Source organism: Halomonas sp., assembly GCF_041689495.1.
Lineage (GTDB): Bacteria > Pseudomonadota > Gammaproteobacteria > Pseudomonadales > Halomonadaceae > Halomonas.
Genome location: NZ_JBDNGD010000514.1, coordinates 1 through 11,110, shown reverse-complemented (window position 1 = coordinate 11,110; position 11,110 = coordinate 1). Strand labels below are relative to the sequence as shown.

At 62.8% G+C, this 11,110-nt stretch carries 11 protein-coding genes; 2 read left to right on the top strand and 9 right to left on the bottom strand.

The features are described from left to right. Positions 1 to 70 precede the first annotated feature (70 nt). The 9 genes from thrC to ffh form a co-directional block, all read right to left on the bottom strand. Positions 71 to 1,459, bottom strand: a complete 1,389-nt coding sequence (gene thrC, locus ACESMD_RS15320; protein WP_372614666.1) for a threonine synthase — start codon at positions 1,457 to 1,459, stop codon at positions 71 to 73. 3 nt (positions 1,460 to 1,462) lie between these two features. After that, the gene (locus tag ACESMD_RS15315) at positions 1,463 to 2,779 is read right to left on the bottom strand and encodes a homoserine dehydrogenase (protein WP_372614664.1); all 1,317 of its coding nucleotides are present in this window, start codon (positions 2,777 to 2,779) and stop codon (positions 1,463 to 1,465) included. Between the two features lie 100 nt (positions 2,780 to 2,879). Beyond that, the gene (locus tag ACESMD_RS15310; protein WP_372614662.1) at positions 2,880 to 3,614 is read right to left on the bottom strand and encodes a DsbC family protein; all 735 of its coding nucleotides are present in this window, start codon (positions 3,612 to 3,614) and stop codon (positions 2,880 to 2,882) included. Positions 3,615 to 3,617: 3 nt separating this feature from the next. Beyond that, positions 3,618 to 4,523 (bottom strand): site-specific tyrosine recombinase XerD, encoded by a 906-nt coding sequence (gene xerD, locus ACESMD_RS15305; RefSeq protein ID WP_372614660.1) that lies wholly within the window; start codon positions 4,521 to 4,523, stop codon positions 3,618 to 3,620. Between the two features lie 105 nt (positions 4,524 to 4,628). Beyond that, positions 4,629 to 4,985: a 50S ribosomal protein L19 gene (rplS, locus tag ACESMD_RS15300; protein ID WP_372614658.1), complete on the bottom strand. Its 357-nt coding sequence runs from the start codon at positions 4,983 to 4,985 to the stop codon at positions 4,629 to 4,631. A 130-nt stretch (positions 4,986 to 5,115) separates the two neighbouring features. Further along, positions 5,116 to 5,916 carry a tRNA (guanosine(37)-N1)-methyltransferase TrmD gene (trmD, locus tag ACESMD_RS15295; RefSeq protein ID WP_372614668.1) on the bottom strand — a complete coding sequence of 267 codons (801 nt, stop codon included), beginning with the start codon at positions 5,914 to 5,916 and terminating at the stop codon, positions 5,116 to 5,118. Positions 5,917 to 5,933: 17 nt separating this feature from the next. Next, positions 5,934 to 6,479: a ribosome maturation factor RimM gene (gene rimM / locus ACESMD_RS15290; RefSeq protein ID WP_372614656.1), complete on the bottom strand. Its 546-nt coding sequence runs from the start codon at positions 6,477 to 6,479 to the stop codon at positions 5,934 to 5,936. A 38-nt stretch (positions 6,480 to 6,517) separates the two neighbouring features. After that, positions 6,518 to 6,766 carry a 30S ribosomal protein S16 gene (gene rpsP, locus ACESMD_RS15285; RefSeq protein WP_372614654.1) on the bottom strand — a complete coding sequence of 83 codons (249 nt, stop codon included), beginning with the start codon at positions 6,764 to 6,766 and terminating at the stop codon, positions 6,518 to 6,520. A gap of 373 nt (positions 6,767 to 7,139) precedes the next feature. Further along, entirely contained in the window at positions 7,140 to 8,540 is a 1,401-nt protein-coding gene (gene ffh, locus ACESMD_RS15280; protein ID WP_372614652.1) for a signal recognition particle protein, read from the bottom strand. A gap of 180 nt (positions 8,541 to 8,720) precedes the next feature. Between ffh and ACESMD_RS15275 the strand changes: the two genes are divergently transcribed. After that, on the top strand, positions 8,721 to 9,524 hold the full coding sequence (locus ACESMD_RS15275; RefSeq protein ID WP_372614650.1) for an inner membrane protein YpjD: 804 nt from the start codon (positions 8,721 to 8,723) through the stop codon (positions 9,522 to 9,524). An 86-nt stretch (positions 9,525 to 9,610) separates the two neighbouring features. Continuing rightward, positions 9,611 to 10,891, top strand: coding sequence for an HlyC/CorC family transporter (locus ACESMD_RS15270; RefSeq protein ID WP_372614648.1), 1,281 nt, complete (start codon positions 9,611 to 9,613; stop codon positions 10,889 to 10,891). Positions 10,892 to 11,110: the final 219 nt, after the last annotated feature.

Genomic DNA, 11,110 nt, shown 5'->3' with positions numbered 1-11,110 from the left:
GTCTGACCCCAAAGGGCCTCCCCGGCGACGGTGGCCCGAGCTCGGATCAGCCCCGAGCGTCGAAGACTACCTATCGACGGTTTTCGGCGACAAACTGCTGGACGGCGGCGAGATCGGCGGACAGCAATGTATAACGCTCCTCACGCTCCAGCAGGTCGTCCATGTGCGGCGGCAGCGGCACGCCCGGAAAGCCCGCTTTGACCACCGCCTCCGCGAACTTGGCCGGATGGGCCGTGGCCAGCGTGATCATGGGCACTCCGGGGTCACCTCGCTCACGCTCGGCCGCACGATAGCCGGTGGCAGTATGCGGGTCGAGGATCTCCTGGGTACGATGATGCGCCTCGCGGATCACCTCGAGGATGGTGATATCATCCACCCGGTGGCTGGCAAACATCTTTCGCAACCGCGAGAGCGGCGCCTCGGCCAGGACCGCAGGCTCGGCCTGGAAGCGACCCATCAGGTCTCTCACCGCGTCGCCATCACGCTCATAGGCCTCGAACAGCAAGCGTTCGAAGTTGGACGACACCACTATATCCATGGAGGGCGCCAGGGTCGCCACCAGCTCCCGCTTCGAGAAGTCGTTGTCCACCAGGGTGCGGTGCAGGATGTCATTGGCATTGGTGGCGATGACGAAGCGCTCTACCGGCAACCCCATCCGATACGCCATGTAGCCAGCGAAGAGGTTGCCGAAATTGGCCGAGGGCACACAGAAGCTCACCGAGCGCTGGGGGGCGCCCAGGGCTACCGCGGAGGCCACATAGTAGACGATCTGAGCCATGATCCGCGCCCAGTTGATCGAGTTCACGGCCACCAGCCGAGCACCCTTGAGGAACGACTGGTCGGCGAAGCTCGCCTTGACCATGGCCTGGGCATCATCGAAGTTGCCCTCGATGGCGACGTTGAAGACATTGTCGGCCAGCACCGTGGTCATCTGGCGACGCTGCACCTCCGAGACTCGCTGATAGGGATGGAGGATGAAGATGTCCAGGTTGTCGCAGTGGCGGCAGCCCTCTATCGCCGCGGACCCGGTATCCCCCGAGGTCGCCCCCATGATCACCGCGCGCTCGTTGCGCTGCTCGAGGAAGTGGTCAAGCAGTCGGCCCAGCAACTGCAGGGCCACGTCCTTGAAGGCCAGGGTCGGGCCATGGAATAGTTCCAGCAGGAAATGATTGGCATCGAGCTGGTTGAGCGGGACCACGGCGTCGTGGCTGAAGGTCGCGTAGGCATCGCGAACGATCTCGCGGAAGGTCGCGTCGTCGATCTCGCCGTTGATGTAGGGCTTCATGACCCGGAAGGCGATCTCGGCATAGGAGAGCCCTGCCATCTCGGCCAGGTCCTCATGGCTGAGTCGGGGCACGGTCTCCGGGACATAGAGGCCACCATCGCTTGCCATGCCGGTGAGCACGACTTCCTCGAAGGAGAGCGCAGGTGCCTGACCGCGGGTACTGATATAGCGCATGGCTTACTCCTGCTCGTCCAGCGACTCGACGCGAATGCGCGTCACCGGGCCGGCGATGTCGGCCAGCGACTCGATCAGTCGGATGGCCTCGTTCATCTGCTTCTCGCGCGTGCGGTGGGTCAGCAGGATGATCGGCACCAGCTCGCCCTCGGTGGCCTCCTTCTGGATCAGCGCCTCGATGGAGATGCCCTGCTCTGAGAGGATGGTCGCGACCCTGGCCAGCACGCCGGGGCGATCCACCGCCAGCAGGCGCAGATAGTAGGCGGTGACGATGTCTTCCATGGGCATGATCGGCAGCTTGTTGACCTCGTCGCCGATGCCACTGAAGGCCAGGTAGGGAACCCGATAGTGATGATCGGTACTGATGTCGCGTGCGACGTCCAGCAGATCCGCCACCACGGCAGAGGCGGTGGGCTCCGCGCCGGCCCCGGCACCATAATAGAGCGTCGGACCCACGGCATCGCCCATGATGGCGATGGCATTCTTCACGCCATACACACTGGCCAGCAAGCGCTGCTTGGGAATCAGCGTCGGGTGCACCCGCAGTTCCAGCCCGGCCTCGGTACGCTTGGAGATGCCCAGGTGCTTGATGACATAGCCAAGGTTGTCGGCCTGCTCGATATCCTCTGCCGTGATGCGCGAGATACCCTCGGTGAAGGCCTTGTCGAACTGCAGCGGCACGCCGTAGGCGATGGACGCCAGGATGGTGAGCTTGTGGGCGGCATCGATGCCCTCGACATCGAAAGTCGGATCGGCCTCGGCGTAACCCAGCGCCTGCGCCTCGGCGAGCACGTCCTCGAAGGCCCGCTTCTCTTCACGCATGTGGGTGAGGATGTAATTGCCGGTGCCGTTGATGATGCCGGCGACCCACTCGATGCGGTTGGCGCCCAGGCCTTCGCGCAGCGACTTGATGACCGGGATGCCGCCGGCAACCGCAGCCTCGAAGGCGACGATGACACCCTGCTCGTGAGCCGCCTTGAAGATCTCGTTGCCGTGCACGGCGATCATCGCCTTGTTGGCGGTGACCACGTGCTTGCCGTTGGCAATGGCGGTCAAGACCAGTTCACGGGCCAGGTCATAGCCGCCGATCAGCTCGACCAGCACATCAATGTCAGGGTTGGTGGCCACCTCGAAGACATCCTTGGTGGCCTTGATGCCGGTGATATCACACTCGGGATTGAGACTGCGGTAGGCGACCTGCTCGATGATGATCGGCCGCCCCGCCCGCCGGGCAATATCGTCGGCATTGCGTGTCAGCACGTTGAAGGTGCCGCCGCCGACGGTCCCCAGGCCACAGATTCCCACTCTCACCGGTTTCAATGTCGTTCCCCTTGTCTTCTGACGTGTGTTCTGGCGTGTGTCATCGCTTGGCAGCGCCCCTTGCCCGGGTCTCTGCCACCTCGCTCATTGGCGACGGCGCTTATTCTTTCAGGCCGAGCATATCGGCCAGGCGCTCCGCCGGCACGTAACCCGGCACCAGGCGTCCATCGGGCAGGACGATCGCTGGCGTGCCCTGAACGCCAAGCTCCAAGCCTAGCTGATACTGCTCCTCGACCGGATTGTCGCAGCTTCCGCCACTCTCGAGGCGCTCGTCGCGCTTGGCGGCGCTCATGGCCTCTGTCGGGTTATCGGCGCACCAGACCTGCTGCATCACCCTAGCCCCCTCGCCCTTCATGCCCGTGCGCGGAAAAGCCAGGTAATGGACCTCGATGCCCATCTCGTTGAGCTTGGGGACCTCCTCGTGCAACTGGCGGCAATAGGGACAGGTCGTATCGGTGAAGACCATCAGCGTCGCCCGGGTCTCGCCGTCACCCCGAAAGACCACCCGGTCCTGCTCTGCCACCTGCGCCAGGCGAGCGGCGCGTTCGCCGTTGCGGCCCTGCTCGGTCAGGTTGACCAGGCCGGTGTCGGCATTCTGGTAGAGATCACCGACCAGGAAATGGTCGCCCGTAGCGTTGCTGTAGAAGGTTTCGCCGTTTTCCAGGCGCACCTCGAAGATACCCGCCATGGGCGTTTCGCGAACGCTCACCACCGGCATGAGCTGGCCGTTGACCTCGAGAGAGTCGGCCAGGCGCTGTGCGGAATCGGAATCGGCCTGCGCGATCGGCAGGGCCAGGGAAGCGGCCAGCAGGCCCGCGAAGAAACGTCGTGTCATGATTCAACCTCGAGGATGATGATCGGCGTGCAGGGCTTCCAGTCGTACCTGCGCGACATGGGTGTAGATCTGCGTGGTCGAGAGATCGCTGTGACCGAGCAGCAACTGTACGACACGCAAATTGGCCCCATGATTCAATAGATGAGTGGCGAAGGCGTGTCGCAGGGTGTGGGGCGACAGCGGCCTGTCGATGCCGGCAACGAGGGCATGGACCTTGAGGCGGTGCCAGAACGTCTGGCGCGTCATCGCCCTGTCACTGCGCCCCGGAAACAAGGCCGGGCGGGTGATATCGGTCATCAGCCCGCCCCTGCCATGACTCAGGTAGCGTTCCAGCCAATGGACCGCCTCCTCACCCAGCGGCACCAGGCGATCCTTGTCCCCCTTACCGCGCACCCTCACCACTCCCTGGCGAAGATTGATGGCATCGGTGGTCAGGCCCACCAGTTCGGACACCCGCAGGCCGGCCCCGTAGAGCACCTCGAGCATGGCACGGTCGCGCAGACCCAGGTCGGTGCGGACATCCGGCGCGGCGAGCAGGCGTTCCACCTCGTCCTCTTCCAGGGTGTTCGGCAGTGCCGGTTGCACCCGAGGCAGCCTCACCTCCACCAGCGGATCCTGAGCGATCATTTCCTCAGCCAGGGCCCAGCGGTAGAAGCGCCTCAGGCTGGACAGCAGGCGGGCGTTGCTGCGCAATTGGTAACCCGAGGCTCGGCGCTCATCGAGCCAGGCCGGCAGGGCACCGGCATCCTGTCTCAGCAGGGATTCGCCGATGCCCTCCAGATGGGTCGCCCAGGCCACCAGATCCCGGCGGTAGGCTGAAAGCGTATTGTCACTGACCCCCTGTTCGAGCCAGAGACCGTCGAGGAAGGCATCGATCAGGGCAGTCCGCTCTTCCTCGACGCTTCGCATGTCATCCCCTTGTGCAACGAAACCCCGCCCCGCGGCAGCGGTAACGGGGTTTCGCGATCAGTGCAGCGACGCTTGCCGTGCACCACAGCCCGACAGGCGGGTGACTCAGGCCAGCTTTTCCTTGATACGTGCCGAACGGCCGCTGCGCTCGCGGAGGTAGTAAAGCTTGGCCTGGCGGACATCACCACGACGCTTGACGGCAATGGAATCGACCAGCGGGCTATAGGTCTGGAAGGTCCTCTCGACACCCACACCGTGGGAGATCTTGCGCACAGTGAAGGCGGAATTCAGGCCACGGTTACGCTTGCCGATTACCACGCCCTCGAAGGCCTGGAGGCGTTCACGGGTGCCTTCCTTGACCTTGACCTGGACGACCACGGTATCACCCGGGGCAAAGGCCGGGATCTCCTTGCCCATCTGCTCGGCTTCAAGCGCCTGGATCACCTTGTTCTTGCTACTCATGACAACCACTCCTCGATTACCTGATGCCCCCATATCCGGGGAAGGCACCGTGACCCCGACACCCGAGACGAGACTCGAGAGCGCGGGTGCTGTAAGTGACACAGGTCCGCAGCGGGGGTTGCCCGAAGGCTCAGCCCTCAACGTCTCGCGTCCTGCACCTCCGCCCTAACCTGCTGGTAGACAGGGCGTCTTCTTCGATGAACTCCTCGAGCAACGCTTGCTGCTCGGCGCTGAAGGTCCTGCCTTCCAGCAGATCGGGGCGACGTTGCCAAGTGCGCCCCAGAGACTGCTTCAAACGCCAACGACGAATGGCTCCATGGTGGCCGCTCAGCAGGACTCCAGGCACTCCACGCCCGTCGATCTCCTCGGGACGCGTGTAGTGCGGGCAATCCAGGAGCCCGTCGTTGAAGGAGTCCTCGACCGCGGAGTCCTGATGGCCCAGCACACCGGGCACCAGCCTTGCCGCGGAATCGATCAGCACCATGGCCGGCAGCTCACCACCGCTGACCACATAGTCACCGATCGACACCTCCTCATCGATGTCGCTCTCTACCACACGCTCATCGATGCCTTCGTAGCGCCCCGCCACCACCACCAGCGGTGGTCCGGCGGCAAGCGCCTGCACCCCGGCCTGGTCGAGTCGACGTCCCTGGGGCGACAGATAGATCACCCTCGGCCGCAACCCGGTGGCCTGCTCGGCACCCTCGCGTGCCGCCTGGATCGCCGAGCGAAGGGTATCGACCTTCATCAGCATTCCCGGACCCCCTCCATAGGGGCGATCATCCACGGTACGATGACGGTCGGTGGCAAAATCACGCGGATTCCAGAACTCCAGCGCGATGTGGCCATTCTCGACGGCCCGCCCGGTGACGCCATGGCGAGTGATCGCCTCGAACATCTCCGGGAACAACGAAACGATCCCGATCCACATGGCCGGTGGCGCGATACTCAAAATTCGAGGTCCCAATCGACGATCATCACGCCGGCGTCGAGATCCACTTCGACGATTACCTCATCCGGCAGGAAGGGCAACAGCCGCTCGCGATCATCGACGGACTGATCACCATCCCCCTTGACGACGATGACGTCATTGGCACCGGTCTCGAAGAGGTAGGCAATGGAACCGAGAACGACGCCATCCCTTGTCACGACCTTCAATCCCTCGAGTTGGTACCAGTAATAGTCGATGGCGGCGAGTGCGGGAAGGTCGGCCTTGGGAAACAGGATCTCGGCATTGGCCAATGCCTCGGCGCCCTCTCGGGTATCGACATCCTCAAGGCAGGCCACCAGGCCCTTGCCGTGTCGACGGCCCTGCACCAGGCGGTGACGACGCAGGCGCCCCTGCTGGCGAAGCACCCAATCCCCGTACTCGAGAATACCTTCCATGGGGCTGGTGTAGGAATACACCTTCACCCAGCCCTTGACACCATGGGGACTGGTCAACCTACCCAGCACCACGTGATCGTCTTGCCGAGCCTGCGTGACATCGCTCATCGACGACCCCTGGATCCTCGGGCTGACAAGTCAGGCACTCAGGCCTGCTTGCGCGCTTCCTTGACGAGTTCCGAGACCCGAGCGGAAAGCTGTGCACCCTGGCTCTGCCAGTGGGTGATGCGATCCAGGTCGACACGCAGACGCTCTTCCTGACCGCGGGCGATCGGGTTGAAAAAACCCAAGCGCTCGATGAAACGGCCATCACGTGCATTGCGAGAATCGGTCACGGTGAGGTGGTAGAAGGGACGCTTCTTGGCGCCACCACGTGCCAGACGAATGGTAACCATGGCGTAGTCTGTCCTTCGGTTGAGGTTACGGTTAACGCTGCCGGGCAGCGGCGCTGGGCCGCACACCTCCAACATTGCGTTGCAAAACGGTTGATATCCGCTGAATGTCTGTTCGAGAAGCGGGCCCGAGGCCCGACTTCAGTCGTTCGGTCACGTCACCAGACGCGAGCGTACAGCGCCCTGACAGTAAGGAGGCCGCATTCTACGGAAAACCGTTCGCGTTGGAAACCTTTTTCGGGAAGCAGTACCAGGCAGAAGCTCGGGGCTTCTCCGGCTACAGGCCCCGGGGTGCCGGACCATCGAGGAGGCGCTGTGAACCCCTCCTTGGGCGGCGGTACTATCTACCTAACGCCAGGACACTACCGCATGAGCACTACCGCCGGGGCATGCCGCCGGGCCCACCCATACCACCGGGGCCACCCGGACCGCCACCGCCCATCATGCCGGGCATGCCACGCATCATCTTCTGCATTCCGCCCTTCTTGCCGGCCTTCTTCATCATCTTCTGCATCTGCTTGTGCTGCTTGAGCAGGCGATTGAGATCGGGCACCTGCAGGCCGGCACCGGCGGCGATGCGACGCTTGCGGGAGCCGTTGATGATATCGGGTCGACGGCGCTCGTGGGGCGTCATGGAGTTGATCAGCGCCTCGAGCTTGCCGAGCTCCTTCTCGGGGCCTGGGCCCTGGGCCATCTCGGCCATCTGCCCCATGCCCGGAAGCTTGCCGAGCAAGCCTCCCATACCGCCCATCTTCTTGAGCTGCTGCAGTTGGTCACGGAAGTCTTCGAGGTCAAAGCCATCACCCTTCTTGACCTTCCTGGCCAGCTGCTCGGCCTTGCGCTTGTCGACGGTACGCTCGGCCTCCTCGATCAGCGACAGGACGTCGCCCATGCCGAGGATTCGCGATGCGACCCGGTCCGGGTGGAAGGGCTCGAGGGCATCGACCTTCTCGCCCACCCCCATGAACTTGATCGGCTTGCCGGTGATATGACGAACGGAGAGTGCCGCGCCTCCCCGGGCATCACCATCGGCCTTGGTGAGGATTACCCCGGTCAGCGGCAGCGCCTCATGGAAGGCCTTGGCCGTGTTGGCGGCGTCCTGCCCCGTCATGGCATCGACCACGAAGAGGGTTTCATGGGGCGACACGGCGCCATGCAGGGCACGGATCTCGGCCATCATCGCCTCGTCGATGGCCAGGCGACCGGCGGTATCGACGATCACCACATCATGAAACTGGATCCTGGCATGCTTGATGGCCGCCTCGGCGATGGCCACCGGCTGCTGGTCGGAACGCGACGGGAAGAAGTCGACCTCGACCTCCCGGGCCAGGGTCTCGAGCTGGTCGATGGCCGCCGGACGGTAGACGTCCGCCGAGACCACCAGCACCTTCTTATTTTCGCGCTCGCGCAGGTAGCGCGCCAGCTTGGCCACCGAGGTGGTCTTGCCCGCCCCCTGCAGACCGGCTATCAGCACCACGGCGGGGGAGCCCTTGAGGGTCATACCCTCGTTGGCCTCGCCCATGATCGCCTCGAGTTCCTGCTGAACGATCTTGACGAACTGCTGCCCCGGGGAGAGGCTCTGGGACACTTCCTGACCCACGGCACGCTCGCGTACGCGGTCGATGAAGGCCTTGACCACCGGCAGGGCGACATCCGCCTCGAGTAGGGCTCGACGCACCTCACGCAAGGTGTCCTTGACGTTGTCCTCGGTCAGGCGCGCCTGACCCTTGATCGACTTCAGCGTCTGTGAAAGACGCTCACTGAGATTCTGGAACATTGGCCTCTCCGTACCAGGGCCCTCGATTGACCGATGATTATACGCGCTGCGGCGTCGAGCCTCCATGAGCCATCGGGACTCGCCTGCGGTCTGTCCGCCACCTGGGGGATTGGGTATAGTATCGACACACTGACACATCCATTATCACTGGCGCGCGCGAATGCGCATGGGAAGCAATCGATGCAGGCGCTCACCCTGGCCATCCTGGCCTTCATTCTCTATATCGCTGCCGCCTCCTGGCAAGGACTGGCGCTGACGCACCGGCTGCCCCAGAACCCCTTGCTGGTAAGGTCCATGGGCGCCTTCGGGCTAATCTTCCATCTCGCGCTGATCATCGTTCTCGCCGAGCTGGGCGCGCTATCGGCGTCGAGCCTTTCCACCAGCGCCATCCTGCTCGGTGCCCTGGTGGTATTGCTGCTGATCCTGGTGAGCCTGTTCAAGCCGGTGCTCAACGCCGCCGTCGCCCTTTTTCCTCTCGCCGGAGTGACCCTGCTGCTCTCGGTCGGCCTGAACGGCACCGATCAGGGCTCGAGCATGATCACCCCGGGTATCGCCCTGCACGCGCTGAGTTCGGCGCTGGCCTTCGCAGTGCTGTCGATCGCCGCCGTCCAGGCGGTCATCTTCGGTTTACAGAACCAGGCACTACGCCATCACCGTACCCGAGGCATCGTCCAGTCCCTGCCCCCGCTCACCACCGTGGAGCGGATTCTTTTCGAGCTGATCTGGGCCGGCATGGCGCTGCTGACAGTATCCATCGCCAGCGGCATCCTCTTTCTGGATAACCTCTTCGCCCAGCATCTCGCCCACAAGACCATCCTGTCGCTGGCGGCCTGGGTCATCTTCGCCACCCTGCTGTTCAGCCATCATCGGCTCGGCTGGCGTGGCATGCGGGCGGTGCGCTGGACCCTGGGGGGCTGTGCGATCCTCTTGCTGGCCTACTTCGGCAGCAAATTCGTTCTGGAAGTGCTCATCAACCGCGGCTGAAGCACCCACCGCCGGCAGGTTACCTTGACACTGCTTGACGAAGTGCATACAAATCAGGACTGACACGCCACCGAGGATCCTTTGACTTGAGCGACGACTTCCCGTTGGGATTGCTTTTCGGCCTGCTGTTCCTGCTCATCTGTCTCTCCGCCTTCTTCTCCAGTTCCGAGACCGGCATGATGTCCATCAACCGCTACCGCCTGAGCCACCAGGCGAACAGCGGCGAGTCGCGCGCCCAACGGGTAATGCGACTCCTGTCTCGCCCGGATCGTCTGATCGGCGTGATACTGATCGGCAACAACTTCGTCAACAACCTCGCCGCCTCCATCGCGACCATCATCGCCATCCACTATTTCGGTGAGGTCACAGGTCCTGTGGTGTCCACCACCCTGCTGACCATCACCATCCTGATCTTCGCCGAGGTGACGCCCAAGACCTACGCCGCCATCAAGCCGGAATATATTGCCTATCCGGCTTCCGTCGTCCTCGAGCCACTGCTCAAGCTGCTGTACCCCCTGGTATGGCTGGTCAACACCATCTCCAACGGCCTGCTTCGCCTGCTCGGCGTCAATCAGATCGAAGGGGGCAGCGACGATCTGACCCGTGACGAATTGCGCACCGTGGTCCACGAAGCCGGCACCTTGATCCCCTATCGTCACCAGGCGATGCTGCTGTCGATCCTCGATCTGGAGAACGTCACGGTGAACGACATCCTCGTGCCCCGCCACGAGGTGATCGGTATCGACCTTGACCATGACCTGGAAGACATCCTGGCCCAGATACGCACCAGCCAGCATACTCGCGTGCCGGTCTACAAGGGTGATATCAACAACATCATCGGCATGCTGCACCTGCGTAATGCCGCCCGATTCCTCTCCCGCGGTGAGGTGACCAAGGCAGCCATCGTCCAGGAAGCCCGCGAACCTTACTTCATTCCCGAGTCGACGCCACTGCACACCCAGCTTTTCAATTTCCAGAAGCAAAAGCGCCGCATCGGCATCGTGGTCGATGAATACGGTGACGTGGAGGGCCTGGTGACCCTGGAGGACATCCTCGAGGAGATCGTTGGGGAATTCACCACCGACGTGGCGGGCCAGAATCAGGAAATCCATCTTCAGGACGACGGCAGCCATGTGATCGACGGCACGGCCAACATCCGTGACATCAACAAGGCCCTGGGCTGGCAATTACCCACCGACGGGCCCAAGACCATGAATGGCCTCATCCTGGAGCATCTCGAATCCTTCCCCGACGGGCCTGCCTGTCTGCAGATCAGCAACATTCGCATGGAGATCCTAGAGGTGCGCGACAACCTGATCACCGCCGCCCGCTGCTGGACGGCCGTGCGCAGGATGAAACCCCGCTAGCCCTGCCTTTTACCCACAAGCAGCAACTGGACAAAATGCATTGACTAACGCATGCTTTGGGAATGCATATACAAAATAAAATCAAGCGAACACTCTCGGAACCCTCAAACATAGAATACATTCGTAATCTACTGAAGAGCAAAGAGACCTCCCACAGAACTGATCTGGCCACACGAGTATGTGAACAATTTGAGTTTCATGATACTCGTGGTCAAGTAC